This is a genomic window from Brachybacterium rhamnosum, from assembly GCF_039526185.1.
GTDB lineage: Bacteria > Actinomycetota > Actinomycetes > Actinomycetales > Dermabacteraceae > Brachybacterium > Brachybacterium rhamnosum.
Genome location: NZ_BAAAIS010000002.1, coordinates 437,922 through 459,614, shown reverse-complemented (window position 1 = coordinate 459,614; position 21,693 = coordinate 437,922). Strand labels below are relative to the sequence as shown.

Sequence of the window (21,693 nt, the reverse complement as noted above, 5' to 3'; positions counted from 1 at the left end):
ATCCATCGAAGGGTTGATCCGCCGGGCCGCGCGCACGAGCAGGATCGAGGGCATGACGCGATCCCTGTACACCGCCCTGACCTACCTGATCCTCGGCCTCGCCTCGGGGCTCTTCTACCGCGAGTTCACGAAGCACACCGACGCCCTGCTCAGCCACACCCCGCTGAACACCCTGCACACGCACCTGCTGACCCTCGGCATGATCGTGTTCCTGGTGGTCCTCGCGCTCGACGCGGTCCTGGGCCTGACCGGCCGCCGCTCCTTCACCGTGTTCTGGTGGACCTACAACATCGGCCTCGTCGTGACGGTCGCGATGCAGGCCGTACGCGGCATCCTCACGCTCGGCGGCCACGACCCGGCGACGACGAGCGCCGCGATCCCCGGGACCGCGGGCCTCGGGCACATGCTGCTGACCGTCGGCCTCGTCTCCCTGTTCGTCGCCCTCCGCGCCGCCGTGCGCGAGCGCGGGGGCGCGTCCCACCAGGTGCCGGCGATTCCTGCGCGCTGACCCCGGCGCCATAGGGTGGCGCCCATGGACACCTCCGCGGCGCCGGGCAGCGGGGTCGGCGTCGCCGTCGACCTCGTCATCCTCACCCTGCACGAGGGGCGGCTCAGCGTCGCGCTCGTGCAGCGCGGGGAGGAGCCCTTCGCGGGCACGTGGGCGCTGCCCGGCGGGCCCGTGGGGGAGCACGAGGACCTCGACCAGTCCGCCTACCGGGTGCTCGAGAACGAGGCGATGATCGGCGAGGAGTCGGTGCACGTCGAGCAGCTGCGCACCTTCGGCGCCCCGGGCCGCGACCCGCGCGGGCGCGTGGTCTCCGTGGCCTTCATGGCGCTCGGCGCGGACCTCCCCGCCCCGCGCCGCGGGGCCGACGTCGCCGACGCCCGCTGGTGGGCCGTCGAGGAGCTCGCCGGCGTCGAGCTCGGCTTCGACCACCGCGAGGTGCTCGACTGCGCGCTCGAGCGCGCCCGCGCGAAGCTCGAGTACTCGACGCTCGCCGTGACCTTCCTGCCCGCGGAGTTCACCGTCTCCCAGCTGCGCGGCGTCTACGAGGCCGTGTGGGGGAGCAGCCTCGACGCCGGGAACTTCCACCGCAAGGCGACCCGCACGCCGGGCTTCGTCGAGGAGCTCGACCGCTTCGCCGCACCGACGGGCGGCCGGCCCGCACGCCTGTACCGCGCGGGGAGCGGCACCACGCTGCAGCCGCCGCTGCTGCGCTCGGGGGAGGAGAGCGCATGAGCCTGCCGCTGCTCGAGGGGGACCGCCGCGAGCGGGTCCACGCCCTCGCCCGGGAGCTGCACGCGGATCCCGAGCTCGCCTTCGAGGAGCACCGCTCCGCCCAGCGGGTCTCCGCGCTGCTCGAGGCGGAGGGCTTCACGGTCGAGCGGGGCGTGGGGGAGCTGCCCACCGCGCTGCGCGCGAGCCGGGGCTCCGGCTCCCTCGTCGCCGCGCTGTGCGTGGAGTACGACGCCCTGCCCGGGATCGGCCACGGCTGCGGCCACCACCTCATCGCGGGCGCCTCCGTGGGGGCGGCCCTGCTGCTCGCGGACGCGCTCGCCGCGGATCCGTCCCTGGACCTCACGGTGCAGGTGATCGGCACGCCGGCGGAGGAGCACGGCGGCGGCAAGCAGCTGCTCATCGAGCGCGGCGTCTTCGCGGGCGTGCACCTCGCCCTCATGACCCACCCGACCCCGCACACCGACACCTACGACCCGGTGGGCTCGACGAGCCAGGCCGTGGGCCGCTGGCGCGCGACCTACACGGGCCGCGGCGCGCACGCCGCCGCGAACCCCTCCGAGGGCGTCAACGCGAACGATGCGGCCGTGATCGCCCAGGTCGCGGCCGGTCTGCTGCGCCAGCGGGTGAAGGACGGCCGGCGCCTGGCCCTCGTGCCGCAGCAGTCCGGGGTCACGAACATCATCCCGGCGACCGCGGTCGTGGACTTCGAGTGCCGGGCGCCGGACCTCGAGGAGTTCCACGCCCTGCACGAGTCCCTGCTGGACTGCCTGCGGGCGGGCGCCCTCGCGACCGGCTGCACGCTCGAGGTGGAGGCGCTCGAGCCGCTCTACGAGCCGCTGCGGCAGGACGACCTGCTGGGCGGCCTGTGGAACGAGGCGATGGCCGAGCGCGGCCGCCCGCTCGCGGGGTCGACGGGCGTCATGGCCGCCTCGACGGACATGGGCAACGTGTCCCAGCACGTGCCCTCCCTGCATCCCTTCGTGGGCATCACGGGCGTGGACGCGGCGCTGCACACGGCGGACTTCGCGGCGCAGTCCGCGGGGCCGGAGGGCTACCGGCTGCTCGACGACGCGGCCGCCGCGATGGCGCACGTGGTGCGCCGGGTCGCGGCCGACGGCGACCTGCGGTCGCAGGTGCTCGCGCGGGCGGAGGAGCTCGCGGCCCGCTGAGGGCAGGGCTGATCCCTCCCGGGGTGTCCGGTGGGGCACACCGCGGCTCCATTTGGTTGAACCGTCAACCAAAAGGGTGCATGCTGGGGCCATCGCCGCACCGCCCCGGAAGGACCGACCCCTCATGGCACCCACCCCTGTCACCCCCGCCACCGCTGTCACCCCCGTGGACGAGCAGCACCTCTCCGCCGATCTCGCGATGGACGCCGTCACCCTCCGCGTGGGCGACCTCGAGCTCATGAGCTCCTACTACGCGGACGCCCTCGCCCTCGCCCCGATCGAGGAGACCGCCCGCACCGGCGGCGAGGTCCACCGCGTGCTGGGCCGCGGCGACGTGCCCTTCGTGCGGCTCGTCTCCACCCCCGGGCTGCCCGTGCCCGGCCGCGGCGAGGCCGGGCTGTTCCACACCGCCTTCCTCTTCGAGGACGAGGCCTCCCTCGCCGGCACCCTCCTGCGCGCCGCCCAGGACCCCCGCTCGCGCTTCGCGGGCAGCGGCGACCACCTCGTCTCCGAGGCCTTCTACTTCGCGGACCCCGAGGGCAACGGCATCGAGCTGTACCGCGACCGCCCCCGCGCGGAGTGGACCTGGAAGGACGGCCAGGTCGCGATGGACACCCTGTACCTCGACCCGAACGCCTACCTCGAGCAGCACCTCACCGAGGGCACCGCCGGCGAGCCCGGCGCGCTGCCCGGGATCGTCGGCCACGTGCACCTGCAGGTGGGGGACGTGCAGGCCGCGCGGGCCTTCTACATCGACGCGCTCGGCTTCGAGGTCACCGTGGGCTCGCACCCCGGCGCGCTCTTCGCCGCCGCGGGCGGCTACCACCACCACGTCGCCATGAACTCGTGGAACAGCCGCGGCGCCGGGCCGCGCGCCACGAGCCTGGGCCTGGCCGATGTCGCCATCACCGTGCCCGGCCGCGAGGACCTCGACGCGCTCGTCGCCCGGGCCCGCGCCGCCGCCCTGCCGCTCGCCGACGACGGCCGCTCGGTGCGCCTCACCGACCCCTGGGGCACCCCCGTCACGGTGAGCCTGCCCGGCACGAGCGCCGAGCAGGTCCTCGCCCGCTGAGAGGCTCAGGCCTCCGTCGAGGCACGCTCCTCGGCCTCCGCCGCGATCTGGCGCAGCGCCTGCCGGAAGGTCTCGGTGGGCAGCGCGCCGGGCGCGGTGTAGCGGTCGTCGAAGAGGAAGAAGGGCACGCCCCGCGCCCCCATCGACACGGCCTCGCGCACGTCCTCCTCGACCGCGTCGTCATGCGTGGTGCCCGCCCAGGCGGCGCGCGCGTCGGCCTCCGCGAGGCCCGCGGCGATCGCACGGGTGACGACGACCTCCTCGTCGAAGGGGTTCACCGTGTCGGTGAAGTGCCCGCGCTGGAGCTCGAGGAAGAACTCCGTGGCGACCTCCGCGCCGCGCGCCTCCTGGACGGCCTGCAGGACCCGGTGCACGCCGCGCGTGTTGCCCATGGGGCGCGGGGAGACGTACTCGCGGCCCACCTCGCGGGAGAGGTCGCCGATCTGCGCCTCCATCTCGCGCACCTTCTCCACGGGGATGCCCTTGCGGCGGGCGAGGCCCGTGACGTTGTCCTCCGTGGAGCCGGTGGGCGCGGTGGGGTCGAGCTCGAAGGAGTGGGCGCGCAGCGTGACGCGTCCCGTGAGCCCCTCCGCCTCGATCGCCTCGAGCAGGCGCGCCTCGCCCACGTAGCACCAGGGGCACACGACGTCGGTCCAGACGTCGATGCCGAACAGCGGCGTGGGGGTGGCGGGGGTGGGGGCTGCTGCGGTCATCGGTCCGTCCGTTCCGTGGGGTGCGGGCGGTGCCCGCGGTCCCCGGGCACAACGCCCGGGGACCCGAAGATCATCCCGAGGAGGCGGTCAGGCGGCCGCGGGCTCCGCGTCCGACGGTGCGTCCTCCGGGTCCTCCGCGCCGTCGGCGTCGACCTCGCGGCGCAGCTTCCGCGCGCCCAGGAAGCCGAGCACGAGCGCGAGCACGAGCCAGCCGCACAGCCAGGTGATGTCCCCGACCGGGTCCACCCAGCCGCCGCCGATCGTGCCGCGGAACGCGTCCACCGCGTGGGTCATCGGCAGGAACGGGTGGATCGTCTGGAAGAACTGCGGCAGCGTGCCGACGGGGTAGGTGCCACCGGCCCCCGCCACCTGGAGGGCGATGAGCACGAGCGCCACGAACTTGCCGATCGGTCCGAACAGGGCGCCGAACCCGTGGTTCAGGCCCACGAAGACGATGCTCGTCAGGGCCGCCATGAGGGTGAACTGCAGGAGGTGCACCGCGGTGATGTCGATCGCGAGGTGGAGCACCGCGACCGTGATCGCCGTCTGCACGAGGGCGAGGGCGAAGGAGGGCACGAGACCGCCCACGAGCAGCTTCAGGGCGCCCGCCCCCTTGGCCGCGGCCTCGCGGGAGAACGGCGGCATCATGAGGAAGATCGACATGCCGCCCACCCAGAGGCCGATGCCCAGGAACAGCGGGGCGAGGCCCTCGCCGAAGCGGTCCAGGCCGTGGTCGCGCACGAAGTCCATCTGCACGGGGTCCGAGGCGGCGTCGGTGAGGTCCGCGCGCTCCGTGTCGGTGTACGAGGGGACCTCGTCCTGGGCGTCGACGAGGCCGTCGTGCAGCTCGCCGGAGCCGTCCTGCAGCTGCTGGGCGCCGTCCTCGAGCTTCTCGGAGCCGTCCACGAGCTGGCCCGTGCCGTCCTCGAGCTGGCCGGCGCCGGAGTCGACCTGGTGCGCGGCCGCGGCGAGCTTCTCCGCGCCGGTCTGCCCCTGGGAGAGGCCGCTCGCGAGGGTGCGGGCGCCCGAGTCCGCGGAGTACAGGCCGCTCACGAGCTGCGCGCTGCCGCTCTCGAGCTTCCCTGTGCCGGCGGCGAGCTGGTCCGCGCCGTCGCCCGCGGTGGAGACGCCGTCGGTGTACTGGCCGATCCCGGAGGAGAGGGTCGCGGCGCCGTCGGCCGCGGTGCGGGTGGACTCGGCGAGGAGGTCCGCGCCGTCGGAGACCTGCTGGGCCCCGTCGTTGAGGCGGTCCACGTCGTCCGCGCCCTGGGAGAGCGTGTCGTAGGCGTCCGGCAGGGCCGCGGCGGCGTCCTTCGCCTGCTGGGCGAGCCGGGAGGCGAGGTCCGCGGTGGAGGTGTCCTGGTCCGAGCCGGTCGCGGCCGCGGCGGCGTCGCGGGCGTCCTGGCGGGCGCTCGTGATGGTGTCCTCGAGGGAGGAGGCGTCCTCGGCGAGGGAACCGGTCGCGTCGGCGACCTTCGAGGTGCCGTCGGCGACGGTCGAGGTGGTCGTGGCGAGGTCGTCGAGCGTGGTGCCCACCCGGTCCGCGGCCTCGGCCACGGAGTCCGCGGTGTCGGAGACGTCGGTGCCGGCGGAGGCGGCGTCCCCGGCGGCGGTGTCCGCGGCCTTCGCGTCCTCGAGGGCGGTGGAGGAGGCGTCGCGGGTGTCGCCGGAGGTGCCCGCGACCTCGGAGAGCTGCGAGCAGAAGGCCTCGTCGGCCCCGGAGTCCTCGCACGTCGCGGCGAGGTCGTCGACGCTGCCGGTGTAGGTCTGCACGGCGTCGTCGGAGGTCGCGGCGCTGTCCTTCGCCGTCGAGGCCGCGTCGGCGGCGCTCGCGGCGGCGTCGGTGAGGTTGCCGATCTCGTCCTGGATGCTCGAGGCGCCGTCGCGGATCGTCGTGGCGTCCTCGGAGCCGTCCGCGGTGTCCTGCGCGAGGGCCTGGGCGGCGTCGTCGGCGGAGGTCGCCGTGTCGTCGAGGGCGGTCGCGGCGTCGGAGAGGGTCGTGGAGTCCGTGGCGGGGGCGTCGAGCGCGGTGCCGGCGTCCTCGACGGCCTGCTGGAGGGCGGAGATGCCGTCCTGCAGGTCCTGGCTCGCCTGGTCCACGGAGTCCTCGGTGATGCCGAGGTCCTTCGCTTTGTCGCGGGCGTCGGTGATCGTCCGGTCGAGCTGCGCGGTGCCGTCGGCCACCTGGGAGGCGCCGTCGGCGAGGGAGCTCGCGCCGTCCGCGATCTGCGAGGTGCCGCTCGCGAGGGAGTCGGCGCCGTCCTGGAGCGTGGTGCGCTTCGAGTCGAGGGTGTCGAGCCCGGCGGAGAGCTGCTGGGCGCCCGCGTCGAGGGTCGCGGTGCCGTCGTGCAGGGTCACGGCGCCCGCGGTGAGCTGGTCGAGGCCCACGACGAGGTCGTAGGAGCCGTCGGCGAGCTGCGCGGTGCCGTCGGCGAGGGTGTCGGCGCCGTCGGCCAGCTGGCCGGTGCCGTCGTGCAGCTCGGTCGCGCCCTCGTCGAGGGTGGTCGCGCCGTCGGTGAGGTCACCGGCGCCGTCGGTCAGCTCGGTCGCGCCGTCCTCGAGGTCGCCGGAGCCGTCGACGGCGTCCCCCAGGCCGTCGTGGATCGAGGTGAAGCCGATGTAGACGTTGTCGAGGTACTCGTCGAGCACGCTCGTGCGCAGCGTGTCGGTGAGGGCCGCGCCCACGGACTTCGAGAAGTTGCCGCCCACGTAGTTGATCGTGTCGTTCGTGGTGACCGTGAGCAGCGCGGGGGCGGCGTCCTCCGCGTCGCCGCCCAGCGAGGCCACGTTCGCCGAGAAGTCCTTCGGGATCACGACGGTCGCGCCGTAGGTGCCGTCCTCGAGCCCGCGCTTCGCCTCCGCCTCGCTCACCTCGACGAAGCGGAAGGAGGTGTTCTTGTCGATGTCGAGCACCTCCTCGGTGAAGTCCTCGCCGACGTGCAGCTGGGTCTTCGTGCCGTCCGTGGAGGTCGAGGTCGCGCCCTCGTCGAGGTCGACGACGGCCGCGGTGATCCCGTCCATCCGGCCCGAGGGGTCGGAGAAGGACCAGGTGAGGTTCCCGGCATAGATGAGCGGCACCAGGGCGAGCCCGGTGACGAAGAGAGCCGCGATGGGCTTCTTCCACTCGGAGGGGAAGAGGTCGACGAATGCGCGCAGCGCGGAGGAGATTCGGTGCACGCGGCCACGATACATTCATGTATCGAGATCGGGAAGCGCCCGGGTCGCACTGTGGCGGGCCGAACTCCGGGGTGCGTCGTCCGAGGTCAGGCGGGCAGGTCCACGACCCACGGCTCCGACGGCAGGCTCCGCGGGTCCCAGCGCTCGAGCACGTCGCGCGCGCTCCGGCATCCGGGCAGGCCCAGCGACTCCCCGATCCGCTCGACCACCTGCTCCGCGCTCTCGCCGAGCGCGAGGCGGTCACGGAGGGTGACCGCGCCGTCCCGCTTCGCGAGGCGCTCCCCGAGGGCGTTCACGGCGAGCGGCACGTGCGCGTACTCGGGCACGGGAAGTCCCAGCAGCTGGGCGAGGTGCGCCTGCCGCGGGGCGGAGGAGAGCAGGTCGTCGGCGCGGACGACCTGGTCCACGCCCTGCGCGGCGTCGTCGACGACCACGGCGAGGTTGTAGGCGACCACCCCGTCGCCGCGGCGCAGCACGAGGTCGTCGACGGCCCCGGTGACCTCCCCGGCGAAGCGGTCCCGCACGCTCCAGGTGCTCACCTCCGCGCGCAGCCGCAGCGCGGGCTCGCGGCGCAGCGCGCGCATGCGCTCCCGTCCTGCCTCCCGCTCGCGCGCGGTGAGGTCGCGGCAGGTCCCGGGATAAGCGCCGGGCGGGGCGTGCGGGGCGCTCGGCGCCTCGAGGATCTCGCGGCGGGTGCAGTAGCACTCGTAGACGAGGCCCCGCGTGGTGAGCTCCGCGATCGCGGCGGCGTGGGCGTCGCCGCGCTCCGACTGCCGCACGATCTCGCCGTCATGGTCCAGGCCCACGGCGGCGAGGTCCTCGAGCTGGCGGGCCTCCGCGCCCTCGCGCACGCGGTCGAGGTCCTCGACGCGCAGACGGAAGGCGCGGCCGGTCCCGCGGGCGAGGGCCCAGGCGAGGATCGCGGTGCGCAGGTTCCCCAGGTGCAGGTCGCCGCTCGGGGAGGGGGCGTAGCGCCCGGCCGGAGGGAGTGCGGTCATGGCCCCAGTCTCCGTCAGCCGCGGGCCGCGGGGCGATCGAGGACGAGCAGCACGTCCCCGGCGCGGCCGCCCGGCACCTCGCGCCCGGGCCGGCCGGGGCGGAAGCCGAGCCGGCGGGCGAGGGCGAGGGAGGGGGCGTTGCGGGCGGCGGTCACCGCGACCACCTCGGGATCCCCGGGGCGCAGCATGCCGAGCACGGCGCGCAGGGCCTCCGTCGCGAGACCCTGCCCTTGCGCCGCGGGGTGCAGCCTCCAGTAGGCGCTCAGCAGCGGGCCGGCGGCTGAGTCGAGCGGGGCGAGGCCCACGATCCCCAGCAGGTCCCCGCCGCCCGCCGGGAGCACGCGGCGGTACCCGGCCGCCCCGCCGGACTCGGCGTGCGCCACCCACTGCCGCAGCACCCAGGCCATCTGGCCCTTCGCGGTGAGCGGGGCCGTGGAGTCGTGGAGGAAGGCGGCGGGATCGGAGTGCAGGCGCCAGAGCTCCTCGAGGTCCTGCTCGGTGACGAGCGGGAGCCGCAGGCGCGGGGTGCGCAGAACGGCGCGGCCCTCACCGTCCGGGGACGGGGGTGCCGCGCCGTTCATGGCTGCGATCGGGACGCTCAGGCGTCGCCGCGGTGGTTGCCGCGCTTCTCCTCGGCCTCGGTGGAGTCCGCGGACTCGACCTTGACCTCCTTGGGCGTGGTGTCCGCGCCGTGGGAGTCGCCCTTGAGCGAGGAGGCGACGTCGCCGGCGTCGGCCGCGCCGACGGTGTCGGAGACGGTCGAGGAGTCGGAGTCGTCCCCGGCGGAGGCGGGGTAGTGCGCGCGGGCGAAGTCCGCCGGCGGGGCCCAGGGGTCCTCGACGGGGCGGGTCTTCTTCCAGGCGATGTAGCCCGCGGCGGCGCCGGCGGCGGCCAGGCCCAGCACGAGCAGCACCTTGCCGGCGCGGTTCTTCTTCACGGGGGCCGGGGCGGTGAGGGCGGCGGCCTTGATGTCGTCCTGGCCGGTGGCGAGCTCCTTGCGGGCCGCGTCCACGGCGGCCTTGAGCACGGTGCCGGTGGTCTCGGCGGTCCGGCGCGCACGGGGGAGGTAGTCCTCCTGCACGTCCTGGACGAGCTTGTCCGCACGGGGCCCGAGGTTCTGGGAGAGCTTGTCGCCCTGGGCGCGGAGGCGCTCCTCGACGGCGGGGGCGTACTGCCCGTAGAGCTCGGTCGCGCGGGCGCGCGCCTCGCGGGCCGCCTCGGAGGCGACGGGGCCGGCCTGCGCGGCCAGCTTCTGCAGCTCCTGGACGGCCTGCTCCGCCTTCTGGCCGGTGCCGGACACGGCATCGGCGGCCTTCTGGGCGTGCTTCTCGGCCTTCTTGGCCTCACGCTTGGTGGTCAGCGCCATGGTCGTTCCCCTTTCGGTGTATCCGCCGGGTCGGGCCGACGGTGGTCCCTGGGCCGTGATCCGCCGGGGGATCCGAGGATCTCCCGGGGTGACGCGGCCCGTGTGCCACAACTCTAACGCGCGGGGGTGACGGGGCTCCCAGGGGATTCCGACCCGACGGTCGACCCCGCGCCCGGCGCCGCCCGTGTGCGAGGATTGCGCGCATGTTCGCAACTCTGCACACCAACCACGGGGACGTCCGCCTCGAGCTGTTCCCGGACCACGCGCCGAAGACCGTCGAGAACTTCGTGGGCCTCGCCGAGGGCACCAAGGAGTTCACGGACGCCGAGTCCGGCGAGAAGGTGACGCGCCCCTTCTACGACGGCGTCGTCTTCCACCGCATCATCTCCGGCTTCATGATCCAGGGCGGCGACCCCCTGGGCACCGGCACCGGCGGCCCGGGCTACACCTTCGACGACGAGATCTCCGAGAAGAACTTCAACGAGCCCTACGTGCTCGCCATGGCCAACGCCGGCAAGCGCCGCAACGCGATCACCGGCCAGCCCGCGGGCACCAACGGCTCGCAGTTCTTCATCACCGTCGGCCCCACCCCGCACCTGCAGGGCAAGCACACCGTGTTCGGCGTCGTCGCGGACGACGAGTCGAAGAAGGTCGTCGACGAGATCGGCTCCGTGCGCACCGACATGCGCGACCGTCCCCTCGAGGACGTCGTCATCGAGAAGGTCACCGTCGAGAGGTGACATACTGAGACTGCAGCGGCCCGTCCCTGGGGAAGGGGGCGGGCCGCTGCTCTTCTGTGCTGCCGTCTCCTCCCGCTGGGTCAGCCGATCGCGACGCCGAGGGCGGAGCCCAGTCCGTAGGTGACGAGCAGGGCGAGCACGCCGCCGATGATGGTGCGGACGGTCGCGCGGCGGGCGTCCGCCTCGCCGAGGCGGGCGCTGACCACGCCGAGGGCGGCGAGGGCGAGCACGACCGCGGCGAGCGTCGCCGGCAGGCGCAGCGCGGGCGGGGTCAGCAGGATCGCCGCGAGCGGCACCACCCCGCCCAGGGTGAAGGAGACGAGCGAGGCGAGCGCCGCCCCGACGGGCGAGGCGACCGCGTCGTCCTCGACGCCGTGACGGAAGCGCGTGTGCGCCTCGAGCGCGTCGTGGCGCTCCATCGAGCGGGCCACGGGCTCGACGACGTCCGACGGGATGCCGGTGTCCTCGAGCGCGGAGACGAGGGCGCGGTGCTCGACCTCGGGCTGCGCGGCGAGGTCGCGGCGGGTGCGGGCGATGAGGGCGCGCTCGGTGTCCCGCTGGGTCGAGACCGAGACGTACTCGCCCATCGCCATGGACAGGGCGCCCGCGACGAGCGAGGCGAGGCCCGCGATGAGCAGCCAGCGGGTGTCCGTGGTGGCGCCGGCGACGCCCACGGCGAGGCCGGCGACGGAGACGATGCCGTCGTTCGCGCCGAGCACCCCGGCGCGCAGCCGGTTCAGACGGCCGGCGCGCCGGGAGCGCTCGTCGGCCTGCGCGGTGGAGGTGGGGCCGGCGGGATGCGCGGCGCCGAGGGGGCGGATGTTGTCGACGAGGCTCATGTGGACAGAGTAGTTATCTGGACTCGGTCCAGACAAGCAAGGTAAGCCTGCCCTGGCCTGCGATGATCACTCCGTCGGTGCGGAATGCACTCGGCGCTCAGGGCCGCGAGGGCCACCACATCCGATCGCCGACGAGCGCGAACAGGGCCGGCACCAGCACGGTCCTCACGAGCACGGTGTCCAGCAGCACCCCGAGCCCCACGATCAGCCCCAGCTGACCGAGCACCACGAGCGGCAGCACGCCGAGCGCCGCGAACACTGCGGCGAGCACCACACCCGCGCTCGTGATGACCACGCCCGTCGCGCCGACCGCCCGCACCATGCCCTCCGCCGTGCCGTGCCCGGCGGCCTCGTGCCGGGCGCGGTGGACGAGGAACATCGTGTAGTCCACGCCGAGCGCCACGAGGAACAGGAAGGCGAGCAGCGGGACCGTGACGTCGAGCGCCTCCACGCCGAGCAGCGCGCGCCCCACCCCCAGCCCGAGGCCGATCGAGGCCACCGCGCTGAGGAGGTTCACGAGCATGAGCAGCACGGGCGCGACCAGGGCCCGGACCAGCAGCGCGAGGACCACGAGCACCACCAGCAGGATCGCCGGGGCGACCACGGCGAGATCCCGGAAGGACGCCTCGCGCACGTCGAGCGCCTCGGCGCTCGGCCCGCCCACGAGGGCGTCCGGAGCGACCCCGTGCACCGCGGCGCGCAGCTCCCGCACCTCGGTGAGCGCCGCGGCGGAGCCCGGCGACGCCGTGCCGACGACGCTGAGCACGGTGCTGTCCTCGGGCGTCGTCCCGGTGGGGGAGACGCTCACGACGCCCGCGGAGCCCTCGGCGGCCGTCGTCACCGCGTCCAGCTCCGCGGTGGGCACGACGACCGTGTGCGGGGATCCCTGGCCGGCGCCGTAGTGCGCGGCGAGGGTGTCGAAGCCGGCCTGCGCCTCGGTCGCGGTCGCGAACTGCTCGTCCTGCGCGAGACCCACCCGCATGCCGATCAGGCCCGTGGAGAGCACGCCGAGCACGAGCAGGCTGCCGAGCACGCTGATCAGAGGGCGGCGCACCACGCCGCGGGCCGCACGGGCGAAGACCCCGTGCGGGGCGGCGTCGGGGGCCTCGTCGGAGGGGCGGGGCACGAGCGGCCAGAACACCCGGCGGCCGGCCACGGCGAGCAGCGCCGTGAGCGGGAACAGCACCGCGACCAGGGAGATGACCAGGCCGCAGGCGGCGGCGATGCCGATGCCGCGAGCGGCGGGCATGACGGCGAGCAGCAGGCTCAGCAGGGCGATGACGACCGTCGCGTTCGAGGCGAGGATCGCGGGCACGGTGCCGCGCCAGGCGGCCGCGAGAGCCGCGCGGTGGTCCTCGTGCCGGTGCAGCTCCTCGCGGTAGCGGGAGATGAGCAGCAGCGCGTAGTTCGTGCCCGCGCCGAACACCAGCACGCTCACCACGCCCGCGTCGAAGGCCAGGGAGGCACGCTCACCGAGCACGTCGAGCAGGCCCATCGTGACGCGCTCGGCGAGACCCACCACCGCGAGCGGCAGGATCCACAGCACGGGGGAGCGGTAGGTGAGCAGGAGCAGCACGGCGACCACCGCGATGGTCACGGCGAGCAGCGTGAAGTTCGCCCCGGCGAAGGCGCCGCGCACGTCGGCCGCGACGGCCGGGCCGCCCGTGATCTCGACGCTCAGGGACTCCGGGGCCGTGGAGCCGGCGAGGGTGCGCAGCTCCTCCACCTGGGCATCGGCGGCGTCCTTCGACGCGTCCGAGGGGATCGAGGCGACGAGGAGATCTGCCTTCCCGTCCTCCGACGGCATCGGGCCGAGGGCCTCGGCGCCGGTCTCCTCGGCGAGGGCGGTCCGGAGGGTCTCGACGTCCGCGGCGTCCTCGCTGGTGAGCTCGCCGCCGTCGGCCCGCGAGAGGACCACGAGCAGCTGGTCGCGGCCGTCGGCGTCCGCCTCGGCGACGAGCGCCGCCGCGCGGGAGGACTCGAAGGAGTCGGGGACGGCGTCCATGCCCGCGACCGGGCCGGAGCCCTTGAGCAGGCCGATCGCCGCGAGGGCGAGCAGCAGGAACAGGCCGACCAGCACGGGGGCGGAGCGGCGGCCGGTGAGCAGACGGGACACGAGGGGACCTCCGGGGCGAGCGAGCGGTGAAGCGACCCTTCGAGGCTAGGAACGTGCAGGTCGGAGCGGATCAATCCTTCGATGGATCCGCCCTGTGACGGGGTGCGCGCGAGGCGCCGCGGGTAGCCTCCGGGCATGACCCCGCGCCACCTCGTCGGAGCCCGCCTGCTCGCCCAGGGGCTCCTCGCCCCCGACGGGGCCCCGCCCACCCCGGTCGAGGTCGCGCGCTCCTTCGCCGCCCACCAGGGGCAGGACCTCCCCGGCGCCGTCTCCTCCCTCGCCCTGCGCAGCCGCGCGCCGCGCGCCCGGACCGGGACGGCCGCCGTGCAGCAGGTGCTCGACGCCTTCGACCGCGGCGAGATCGTGCGCGGCTACCCCATGCGCGGCACCGTCTTCGTGGTCGCCGCGGACTCCCTCGCCTGGATCACGGAGCTGTGCGCCGCGGGGCCCCTGCGCGCCCAGGTCGCGCGGCGCCCCGCGCTCGGCCTCGACCAGGACCAGGTGGACCGCGCCCGCGCGGTGCTCGAGGAGGTCGCGGGGCCGCGCTCCTCTCCCGGGACGGGCCGCGGCGTGCCCCGCGCGGAGCTCCTCGCGGCATGGGAGGCGGCGGGCCTCGCGACCGCGAAGGGCCGCGGCTACCACCTGCTCTCCCACCTCGTCGCGCTCGGCGTCGCCGCCTACGGGCCCTGGCGGGACGGGGACACCGCCGTCGTCCTCGCGCGGCGCTGGCTGCCCGCGGGCAGCGACCTCGAGGGCGCCTTCGGCGGGGACCGGGTCGCCGCGGTCGCGGAGCTCGCCCGCCGGTACGTCACGAGCCGTGGCCCCGTGACCGAGCGCGACCTCGCCTGGTGGAGCAAGCTCACCCTCGGCGAGATCCGCGCGGCCTGGCCCGCGGCCACGCGCGAGCTCGAGAGCGGCTACGCGGACCGCGACGGCCGCCTCCACGCCCGCGCCGAGGACGCGCGCGGCGGGGACGGGGAGCGGCGCTGGTTCCGCGCCGGCCTCGTCGAGGAGTACGCCGAGCGGGAGAAGGAGGCGATGGCCGAGCTGCTGCTGCCCGGCTTCGACGAGCTCGTGCTCGGCTACCGGGACCGCGGATTCCTCGGGGACGAGGCGCGCGTGGAGGCGCTCGTGCCCGGCGGCAACGGGGTGTTCCGTCGGCCGGCGATCCGACGCGGCGAGATCGTGGGGACCTGGAGGCGGGCGGGCAGCGGCGCCCGGCGCCGGCTCGAGATCGAGGAGCTCACGCCGCTCACCGCTCCGCAGCTCACGCGCTTCACGCGGCTCCACGAGCGCTTCCCGGCCGTCGGCGGCTGAGGCCCACTCCGCGTCCAGGCCGCTCGTGGAGAATGTCTCCATGGAGCGACCGACCTACGGCTACAGCGCCGATGATGCCTCGCAGCCGCAGGACCAGCCCGTCTGCCCCCGCCACCCCGATCGGGTGAGCTACGTGCGGTGCAAGCGGTGCGACCGTCCCGCCTGCCCCGACTGCCAGCGGCCCACCTCCGTGGGCGTGCTGTGCGTGGACTGCGCCCGCGACGTGGAGCGCCAGCAGGCGCAGACCCGCCCGCGCAACGCCCTCGGCGGCCGGATGGGCCCGCAGACCCCGATCGTCACCTACACGATCATGGCGCTGTGCGTGCTCGCCTACGCCGGTCAGGCGCTCTCCGGCGGGCTCGTCGAGCAGTGGGCGATGTTCGCCCCGTTCCGCGCGATCGCCATGCCGTGGACCTTCCTCACGTCCGGCTTCCTGCACGGCGGGATCCTGCATCTCGCCCTGAACATGTGGGCGCTGTACGTGTGCGGGCAGTACCTCGAGCGCACCATGGGCCGCGCCCGCTTCGCCGCGGTCTACCTCGTCTCGATCCTCGCGGGCCACACGGCCGTGCTGATGCTGACGGACCCGCTCTCGCAGTCCTGGTACAGCGGCACCGTGGGGGCGAGCGGCGGCGTGTTCGGCCTGTTCGCGGCCATGTTCGTGGTGAACCGCAAGCTCGGCGGGCAGGTCGCGCAGATCCTTGTGCTGATCGGCCTGAACCTCGCCGTCACCTTCCTCAACCCCGGGATCTCGTGGCAGGGGCACCTGGGCGGCCTCGTCATGGGCGGTGCGCTCACCGCGACGATGTTCGCCCTGCGCCCCAAGCTCAGCCCCGTCGCGGACCGCGCCTCGATCGCGCGGCGCTCCGCCTTCGTGCACGCCGCGGTGATCGGTGCAGGTGTGCTCGTGTGCGTGCTGCTCGTCATCGTGCGCGTCGCGATGGTCAGCGCGATCGCCTGAGCGCGGGCCCTCTCCCGGCCACCTGGGGAATTACAACGGTGTGACTATCCCCAGAGTGTGGACACGATTGTGGACAACTGCGCGAGGTCGGGGGATGACCGGCTGAGAGTGTGGACGAACGGGCCTCCGTTGTGGACGGACGGTGGGGACAAACGGCCCCCCGGGTCGCCCTCACCGCCCTCGATCCGTTCCTCCACAGCGTCACCGATGTGATCCCGCCTGCCTCGGCAGCTCTCGGACCATCAAGCGGAACTTCAGGGTTTGTGCCTGGAATGGGCCCGTGACCTGCCAGGACCGTGTTCGGCGCCCTGTCAAGCCGCTCCCTGTCGGGGTTGTGGACGGACGATGCACCACCCTGATCGCGACACGCCCGGCCGTCGTCGTCCCCAGCCGCCGCACCTGCGGAACTACAGGTCTGTCATTCGTCCACCACTGTGGAGAAGATTGTGGACAACTGGTGCGGGTGTGGACGATCACCCCTCGAGGACCCCTCCTCAGTGGACGGCGCCGCCGCTGCGGTGAAGATCCACCGTCGTGGACAGGGCGGTCTCGACCATCGCGACGAGCGCCCTCGCGGCCTGCGGCACGGGCACCGTGCGGGCCGCGGGGACGTGGACGAAGCCGCCCCGCACCCCGGTCCCCTCGAGCGCCTCGAGGACCCGGTAGAAGACGTCGTTGCACACGAAGGTGCCGGCGGTCTGCGAGACGGCGGCCGGGACGCCGGTCGCGGCCGCCGCGGCGACCATCGCCTTGATCGGCAGCGTCGAGAAGCGGCCGACGGGCCCGCCAGCGACGACCGGCTCGTCCACCGGCGCGGCCCCGGACTCGTCGGCGATGCGCGCGTCACGCACGTTGATCGCGACCCGCTCGGGGGTGATCGCGGCGCGGCCGTCGGCGAGCCCGACGGCGATGACGAGCCGCGGTGCGAGCTCCTCGATCGCGGCGGCGAGCAGGTCCCCCGCACGGTCGAAGACCACCGGCAGCTCCCGCGCCTCGACCGCGACGCCGCGCCCGCGCAGCTGCGCGGCCGCCTCCTGCACGGCCTCCCAGGAGGGGTTGCTCGCGGCCCCGTCGAAGGGCGCGAAGCCCGTGAGGAGAACAGGGGAGTCGGGAGAGGCGGGGGACGCGGGGGAGGAGCTCATGACGGCACCGTAGCCGGGACCGGAATCCGTTCGCCGCCCGGGGCCGAGGTCCGTAACCTGGCGCGATGACGCAGCCGGACGCCCTCGCCCTCCTCCACCCGCCCTTCGCGCTCTCCGTGCGCGCCGGTGACCTCACGCTGCGGGTGCTGCGCGACGCGGACCTCGAGGAGTACACGGCGCTGCTGCGTCGGCCGATCTTCGAGGACCCGCAGTCCGACCTGGTCTTCCCCTGGTACGCGGTGGACCCGGACGCCCGGGTGCGCGAGGCCGTGCGCTTCCAGTGGCGGCTGCGCGCCCAGCTGAGCGCCGAGGACTGGTCGCTGCCGCTCGGCGTGTGGGCCGGGGACGAGATGATCGGCTGCCAGGACCTCGCGGCCAGGGACTTCGCCGTGCGGCGCACCGTGGGCTCCGGCTCGTGGCTCACCCTCGACCAGCACGGCAGGGGCTACGGCAAGCTCATGCGGCAGGCGATGCTCGTGCTCGCCTTCGACCACCTGGGCGCGGTGCGCGCGGAGTCCTCCGCGGTGCTCGGCAACGACCGCTCCTTCGGCGTCTCGCGGGCGTGCGGGTACGTCGACAACGGCACCCAGGTGACGGCGGAGGACGGCCGCGCCCTCACCCTGCAGCGTTTCGTCGTCACGCCCGGGACCGTCGTGCGCCCCGCCGTCGAGGTGGAGGTCGAGGGGGTCGGTCCGGAGCTGCGGGCGCTGCTCGGCGCCTGAGGGCGGGCTCGGGCGGCGCGATCGTTCCTCCCCATCGCCTCCTGGTCCACAGTTCGTGGAGCGTGCTTTGCTCCCCTTCCCGCCCGGCGTGGGATGGGGGCATGACCACTCCTGTGCAGCCCGTGTCCGAGGTCCTCGTGGACCTCGCCCACACCCTGGGGTCCCCCCTGCCCGACGTCGCCGCGGGGATGACCTCCGCCGGGGCGGCGCAGCTGCTCGGGGCCTCCGCGCAGGTCCGCGCCCGGCTCGACGCGCTCGACGTGCGCGCCCGCGTGATCCATGCGGACGCCCTGCGGCGTGAGCGGCTCGCGGAGGCCCGGGAGCGCGCGGCGCGGGAGGAGGAGGGCGCGGGAGATCCGGACCTCGAGGCGGTCGCCGCGGGGGCCGAACGGGCGGCCGTGCGCGACGCCTCGATGATCCTGCGCAGCTCCCCGGCGCAGGCCGCGCTGTCGCTCGCTTCGGCGCGCCGCCTGGTCGAGGACATGCCGCAGATGCTCCATGCCCTCGGCTCCGGCGCCGTGACCGCCCGCGTGGCCGGGGACGCCGCGACCGTGGCCCGGGTGCTGGAGCCGGAGCAGCGGCGCGACCTCGACGCGGCCCTCGCCGAGCGTGCGCCGTACCTCAACGGTGCCGGGCACCGCCGCTGGCGGCGCGAGATCTCCACGCTCGTGGAGCAGATCGAGCCGCTCGCCGCGGGCTGGCGGCACGCCCGCGCGCTCGACGAGCAGCACGTGCGCGTCACGCCGGGCGAGCACGGCATGGCGACCCTCTCCGCCCGGCTGCCCGGTCTCGAGGCCGCCGCGATCCGCAAGCGCCTCTCCCTCGAGGCGGAGGGTCTGCGCGCCCAGGGCGACCGTCGCGGTCACGGCCGGATCATGGCGCAGTCCCTGGTCGCCACCCTGCTGGGCCGCGAGGACGCCATGGATCCCGTCGTGCTGGACGTCGGCGTGATCATCACCGAACGGGCGCTGCTCTCGCCGGACCTCGGGGACGTCGCGCACATCGAGGGCTACGGGGCGGTCCCCGCCGATGCCCTCCGGGGACCCCTGCGGGAGGCGCTCGCCGAGGGGACCGAGCGCGGCGCCCTGCTACGGCGGCTGTTCACCCATCCGGTCACGGGGGAGCTGGTGGCGGGCGAGTCCCGGGCGCGGCTGTTCCCGAGGTCGATGCGGCGGTTCCTCCACTGGCGGGACACGACCTGCCGGGCCCCGTTCTGCGACGCCCCCGTGCGGCAGTACGACCACATCCTGCCCGTCGCCGCCGGCGGCCCGACCACCCTCGCCAACGGGGAGGGCCTGTGCGCACGCTGCCAGCGGAAGGAGGAGGACGCGGTGTCGGTCGAGCGGGAGCCCGACGAGCACGGAGTCGTGGATGCCGGCGCCGGGCACCAGGTCACGTGGACGAGCGCGAGCCTCGCCCGGCGCACCACCACGCCCACGCGGTTCACGGCGCCTGCGCGTGGGGTCGGGCTCAGCTCATCTCCTCAGCTCAGCCCGCCCCCTCCTCCTCCGCGAGGCGCAGGGCGATCTCCGCGGCCGAGTCCATCTCGCCGGCCTCCTGGACACAGCGGGCGAACATCCAGTCCCGAGCGCGGTGCGGGTCCAGACCCGTGCGCCGCGCCAGATCCCTCACCAGTCCCGAGGGGTCCGTGAGCAGACGCTGCTCGTGGTTCAGCAGGTACTGCAGCAGGTCGTAGTGCGGATCGCCCACGTAGGGCTTGGGGTCGATGAGCACCCAGTCGCCGTCCTCGCCCGTCCCACCGTGCTCGCGCCGCAGGATGTTGTGGGGGTGCAGGTCGGTCGCGAGCAGCACCGGCTCGCCGTCCCACTCCCGGGGCAGCTCGCGGAAGAGGCGGAGTCCCTGGGCCACCAGGTGCGCGGGGAGCAGGCCGGGCATGCGGTCCAGGCGCTCCTGCGCCTCGTCCGCCCACCACGCGCACATGTCGGCGAGGGGGCGGAACGGGCCGCCCGTCGGCGCAGGGACGTGGAGCCGCGTGACGAGTGCGGCGAACGCCTCGTCCTGCGCGGCGGGATCGGGGAGCTCGGCGAGCGGCGTCCCCGGGCGCACCTCCTCCATGAGCAGCAGGGTCGTCGAGCCCCGCTCCTCGCTGCGCAGCACCGTCGCGGCGCCGTGCCCCTGCCAGGCGGTCATCCCGGCGGCCTCGTCCCGGGCCTCGTCATGGGACATGGTCACCTTGAGCACCAGACGCCTGCCCTCGGCGTCCCGCACGGGCGCGACCCAGGAGGCGGAGCCGCCCGGGAGGTACGGATCCCCGGCGCTCAGCGACCACTCCTCGAGCGCGGCGGGCACGAGCGTGGGCAGGCCCTCGCGCCAGGCGGCCACCGGGGCGTGGGTGTTCGCGGCGAGCAGCGGCGGCAGCGGCCTGCCCAGCACGAGCAGCTCCGACGGGCTCATCGGCGTCCCTCCCCAGGTGGCCCCTGCCCCTCCTCGGGCCGGGTGACGCGCTCCGGCATCGTGAACTCGGCGCTCGCTGTATGCAGCTGGCCGCTGCGGATCAGGCCGCGGCAGCGGAGCGTCGGGGCGCCGTCGGTGCCTTCTCCCGGACCGGGCCCGTCCACCGTCTCGAGCCGCACGAGGATCGGCTCCGCCCAGGTGCCGTAGCCCGGATCTCCCCAGGTGCGCAGCGCGATCGTGCGCGCGCCGGGCTCGTACGGGTCCGCCGCGCCGCCCGCGGTCGCGAGCTCGAGGGCCCCCGCGGCGGGGTCGAAGGCCGCGTCGTCGAGCGCGAAGAGCCGCCCGCCCAGGCGCGCCACCCGGGTGCGGCCCCACAGCGAGTCGTAGGTCCCGGCCGCGAGATCGGCGACCTCCCCGGCGGTGAGGGACCCGACACCCTCCTGCTCGGCGTCCTCCTGCTCGGCGAGCGGGAGCGGGCGCGGCCGGCCCGAGCCTCCGCCGCCCTGCGCGCCGGGCGCCTCGGCCGCGTCGGCCTGCGGGGCGGGCCGGCCCGCGGCGAGGGCGAGCAGGCCCAGCAGCCCCGCCGCGATCTCCGAGGCGGGGGCGTCCACGGCGGTGCCGATCACGGAGACGGCGAGGCGCTCCGCGGGCACCGCCCAGGTACGGGACAGGCCGGTGGGGAACCCGCCGGAGTGGCCGACGGCCTCGAAGCCGTGCAGGCGTCCCTGCTGCAGGCCCAGCGCGTAGTGCCGCCCCTCGGCGACGGTCCACACGCGCCGCCGCATGGCGCGCCGGGCGTCCTCCCCCAGCAGCGCGTCGGTGGTGAGGGCGCGGCCCGCGACGGTCGCGATCGCGCCGGCCGTCGCCCAGAAGCCGGTCGCGGCGGCGAGCGCGCCGGTGGGGACCTGCTCGACGATCCGCCGCGGTCCGTGGAGCAGCGAGGTGTGCCCGGGCGCGAAGCCGTGGGGCGTCTCGGGGCCGGGGGCGTCCGCGGGGAGGTCCGGGCCGATGTCCTCGACGCCGAGCGGCTCGATCACGAGGCGGGTGACGGCTGCGGCGAAGTCCTCCCCGGTCACTGCCTCGATGACGAGCCCCACGAGCCCGTAGCCGATGTTCGAGTACTGCAGGTGCGTGCCGGCGGGGGCCGCGAGGGGCTCGGTGCGGGCGATGGCGAGCAGCTGCTCGCGGTCGGGGAAGGGGCGTCCGAGCCGCCACCAGCGGGCGTCGGCGCTGTCGCGGGACAGTCCCGCCGCATGGGCGAGCAGGTCGCGGAGGGTCGCGGCGGCGACGGGGGAGCCGGCGAGCTCGGGGACGTGCGCGCCGAGCGTGTCGTCCAGGCGCAGCGCGCCCTCCTCGGCGAGCCGGAGCACGGCGAGCGTGGTCATCGTCTTGGAGTGCGAGGCGATGCGCAGGCGGTGCGTGGGCAGCAGGTCGATGCCGGCCTCGGCGTCCGCCGGGCCCACGGCGACCTCGGCGACGAGCTCGCCGTCGTGCCAGATCGCCGCCTGGATGCCGGACTGCCGGTGCAGGTGGCGCACGGTCTCCAGCCAGCCGGGGAGGATCGCGGCGACGTCCCGCACGGCGTCCCTGCTCAGGGACGGTGCGGTCGTGCCCTCGGGGGCGGGGGAGAGGGACGGAGGGGTGCTCTCCGGCACGGCGGGCTCCTTCGGCGCGGGGGGTGGGTCAGCAGGCGGGACGGCGGCGGG

The 21,693-nt window shown here is 75.0% G+C and carries 18 protein-coding genes; 8 read left to right on the top strand and 10 right to left on the bottom strand.

The genetic code is table 11. The annotated features are described in order from the left end of the window. The first annotated feature begins 52 nt into the window (after positions 1 to 52). From ABD080_RS04030 to ABD080_RS04015, 4 genes are all read left to right on the top strand, one after another. Positions 53 to 508: a DUF2871 domain-containing protein gene (locus ABD080_RS04030; protein ID WP_343903720.1), complete on the top strand. Its 456-nt coding sequence runs from the start codon at positions 53 to 55 to the stop codon at positions 506 to 508. 24 nt (positions 509 to 532) lie between these two features. Further along, on the top strand, positions 533 to 1,240 hold the full coding sequence (locus ABD080_RS04025; protein WP_137769263.1) for an NUDIX hydrolase: 708 nt from the start codon (positions 533 to 535) through the stop codon (positions 1,238 to 1,240). After that, positions 1,237 to 2,409, top strand: a complete 1,173-nt coding sequence (locus ABD080_RS04020; RefSeq protein ID WP_137769262.1) for a M20 family metallopeptidase — start codon at positions 1,237 to 1,239, stop codon at positions 2,407 to 2,409. The genes ABD080_RS04025 and ABD080_RS04020 overlap by 4 nt, the downstream gene beginning before the upstream one ends. 124 nt (positions 2,410 to 2,533) lie before the next feature. Further along, positions 2,534 to 3,481 (top strand): VOC family protein, encoded by a 948-nt coding sequence (locus ABD080_RS04015; RefSeq protein WP_343903719.1) that lies wholly within the window; start codon positions 2,534 to 2,536, stop codon positions 3,479 to 3,481. Between the two features lie 5 nt (positions 3,482 to 3,486). Here the strand turns inward: ABD080_RS04015 and ABD080_RS04010 are convergent, their stop codons facing one another. The 5 genes from ABD080_RS04010 to ABD080_RS03990 all read right to left on the bottom strand — a co-directional run bounded on the left by ABD080_RS04010 (position 3,487) and on the right by ABD080_RS03990 (position 9,735). Then, entirely contained in the window at positions 3,487 to 4,194 is a 708-nt protein-coding gene (locus ABD080_RS04010) for a DsbA family oxidoreductase (protein WP_343903718.1), read from the bottom strand. Positions 4,195 to 4,281: 87 nt separating this feature from the next. Then, complete coding sequence (locus tag ABD080_RS04005; RefSeq protein ID WP_343903717.1) at positions 4,282 to 7,371, bottom strand: YhgE/Pip family protein; 3,090 nt, start codon at positions 7,369 to 7,371, stop codon at positions 4,282 to 4,284. Positions 7,372 to 7,457: 86 nt separating this feature from the next. Continuing rightward, positions 7,458 to 8,369, bottom strand: coding sequence for a tRNA glutamyl-Q(34) synthetase GluQRS (gluQRS, locus tag ABD080_RS04000; protein WP_343903716.1), 912 nt, complete (start codon positions 8,367 to 8,369; stop codon positions 7,458 to 7,460). A 14-nt stretch (positions 8,370 to 8,383) separates the two neighbouring features. Then, positions 8,384 to 8,950, bottom strand: coding sequence for a GNAT family N-acetyltransferase (locus ABD080_RS03995; protein ID WP_137769257.1), 567 nt, complete (start codon positions 8,948 to 8,950; stop codon positions 8,384 to 8,386). A 17-nt stretch (positions 8,951 to 8,967) separates the two neighbouring features. After that, positions 8,968 to 9,735, bottom strand: coding sequence for a hypothetical protein (locus ABD080_RS03990; protein ID WP_137769256.1), 768 nt, complete (start codon positions 9,733 to 9,735; stop codon positions 8,968 to 8,970). Between the two features lie 203 nt (positions 9,736 to 9,938). Between ABD080_RS03990 and ABD080_RS03985 the strand changes: the two genes are divergently transcribed. Then, positions 9,939 to 10,475, top strand: coding sequence for a peptidylprolyl isomerase (locus tag ABD080_RS03985; RefSeq protein WP_137769255.1), 537 nt, complete (start codon positions 9,939 to 9,941; stop codon positions 10,473 to 10,475). Between the two features lie 80 nt (positions 10,476 to 10,555). Here ABD080_RS03985 and ABD080_RS03980 read toward each other — a convergent pair whose 3' ends face one another. Both ABD080_RS03980 and ABD080_RS03975 read right to left on the bottom strand, forming a co-directional pair. Further along, a complete protein-coding gene (locus ABD080_RS03980; RefSeq protein ID WP_343903715.1) occupies positions 10,556 to 11,314 on the bottom strand; it encodes a VIT1/CCC1 transporter family protein in 759 nt (252 codons plus the stop codon). 97 nt (positions 11,315 to 11,411) lie between these two features. Further along, a complete protein-coding gene (locus ABD080_RS03975; protein WP_137769253.1) occupies positions 11,412 to 13,430 on the bottom strand; it encodes an MMPL family transporter in 2,019 nt (672 codons plus the stop codon). 135 nt (positions 13,431 to 13,565) lie between these two features. Between ABD080_RS03975 and ABD080_RS03970 the strand changes: the two genes are divergently transcribed. Together ABD080_RS03970 and ABD080_RS03965 are read left to right on the top strand one after the other, a co-directional pair. Further along, a complete protein-coding gene (locus ABD080_RS03970; RefSeq protein ID WP_343903714.1) occupies positions 13,566 to 14,747 on the top strand; it encodes a DNA glycosylase AlkZ-like family protein in 1,182 nt (393 codons plus the stop codon). A 40-nt stretch (positions 14,748 to 14,787) separates the two neighbouring features. Then, positions 14,788 to 15,708, top strand: coding sequence for a rhomboid family intramembrane serine protease (locus ABD080_RS03965; RefSeq protein WP_343903713.1), 921 nt, complete (start codon positions 14,788 to 14,790; stop codon positions 15,706 to 15,708). 494 nt (positions 15,709 to 16,202) lie between these two features. On the opposite strand, the gene pcp is transcribed toward ABD080_RS03965, so the two are convergent. Continuing rightward, entirely contained in the window at positions 16,203 to 16,850 is a 648-nt protein-coding gene (gene pcp / locus ABD080_RS03960; protein WP_137769250.1) for a pyroglutamyl-peptidase I, read from the bottom strand. 65 nt (positions 16,851 to 16,915) lie between these two features. Between pcp and ABD080_RS03955 the strand changes: the two genes are divergently transcribed. Further along, entirely contained in the window at positions 16,916 to 17,572 is a 657-nt protein-coding gene (locus ABD080_RS03955) for a GNAT family N-acetyltransferase (protein WP_137769249.1), read from the top strand. Between the two features lie 1,488 nt (positions 17,573 to 19,060). Here ABD080_RS03955 and ABD080_RS03950 read toward each other — a convergent pair. Further along, positions 19,061 to 19,987: an aminoglycoside phosphotransferase family protein gene (locus ABD080_RS03950; RefSeq protein ID WP_137769247.1), complete on the bottom strand. Its 927-nt coding sequence runs from the start codon at positions 19,985 to 19,987 to the stop codon at positions 19,061 to 19,063. Then, positions 19,984 to 21,642 carry a serine hydrolase domain-containing protein gene (locus ABD080_RS03945; protein ID WP_343903712.1) on the bottom strand — a complete coding sequence of 553 codons (1,659 nt, stop codon included), beginning with the start codon at positions 21,640 to 21,642 and terminating at the stop codon, positions 19,984 to 19,986. The genes ABD080_RS03950 and ABD080_RS03945 overlap by 4 nt, the downstream gene beginning before the upstream one ends. Positions 21,643 to 21,693: the final 51 nt, after the last annotated feature.

Coding starts and splice junctions, on each gene's coding strand:
- ABD080_RS03950 (WP_137769247.1), bottom strand. CDS start 19,987: ATGAGCCCGTCGGAGCTGCTCGTGCTGGGCAGGCCGCTGCCGCCGCTG.
- ABD080_RS04030 (WP_343903720.1), top strand. CDS start 53: ATGACGCGATCCCTGTACACCGCCCTGACCTACCTGATCCTCGGCCTC.
- ABD080_RS03970 (WP_343903714.1), top strand. CDS start 13,566: ATGACCCCGCGCCACCTCGTCGGAGCCCGCCTGCTCGCCCAGGGGCTC.
- ABD080_RS03995 (WP_137769257.1), bottom strand. CDS start 8,950: ATGAACGGCGCGGCACCCCCGTCCCCGGACGGTGAGGGCCGCGCCGTT.
- pcp (WP_137769250.1), bottom strand. CDS start 16,850: ATGAGCTCCTCCCCCGCGTCCCCCGCCTCTCCCGACTCCCCTGTTCTC.
- ABD080_RS04015 (WP_343903719.1), top strand. CDS start 2,534: ATGGCACCCACCCCTGTCACCCCCGCCACCGCTGTCACCCCCGTGGAC.
- ABD080_RS03965 (WP_343903713.1), top strand. CDS start 14,788: ATGGAGCGACCGACCTACGGCTACAGCGCCGATGATGCCTCGCAGCCG.
- gluQRS (WP_343903716.1), bottom strand. CDS start 8,369: ATGACCGCACTCCCTCCGGCCGGGCGCTACGCCCCCTCCCCGAGCGGC.
- ABD080_RS03985 (WP_137769255.1), top strand. CDS start 9,939: ATGTTCGCAACTCTGCACACCAACCACGGGGACGTCCGCCTCGAGCTG.
- ABD080_RS03955 (WP_137769249.1), top strand. CDS start 16,916: ATGACGCAGCCGGACGCCCTCGCCCTCCTCCACCCGCCCTTCGCGCTC.
- ABD080_RS03980 (WP_343903715.1), bottom strand. CDS start 11,314: ATGAGCCTCGTCGACAACATCCGCCCCCTCGGCGCCGCGCATCCCGCC.
- ABD080_RS04010 (WP_343903718.1), bottom strand. CDS start 4,194: ATGACCGCAGCAGCCCCCACCCCCGCCACCCCCACGCCGCTGTTCGGC.
- ABD080_RS04020 (WP_137769262.1), top strand. CDS start 1,237: ATGAGCCTGCCGCTGCTCGAGGGGGACCGCCGCGAGCGGGTCCACGCC.
- ABD080_RS04025 (WP_137769263.1), top strand. CDS start 533: ATGGACACCTCCGCGGCGCCGGGCAGCGGGGTCGGCGTCGCCGTCGAC.
- ABD080_RS03990 (WP_137769256.1), bottom strand. CDS start 9,735: ATGGCGCTGACCACCAAGCGTGAGGCCAAGAAGGCCGAGAAGCACGCC.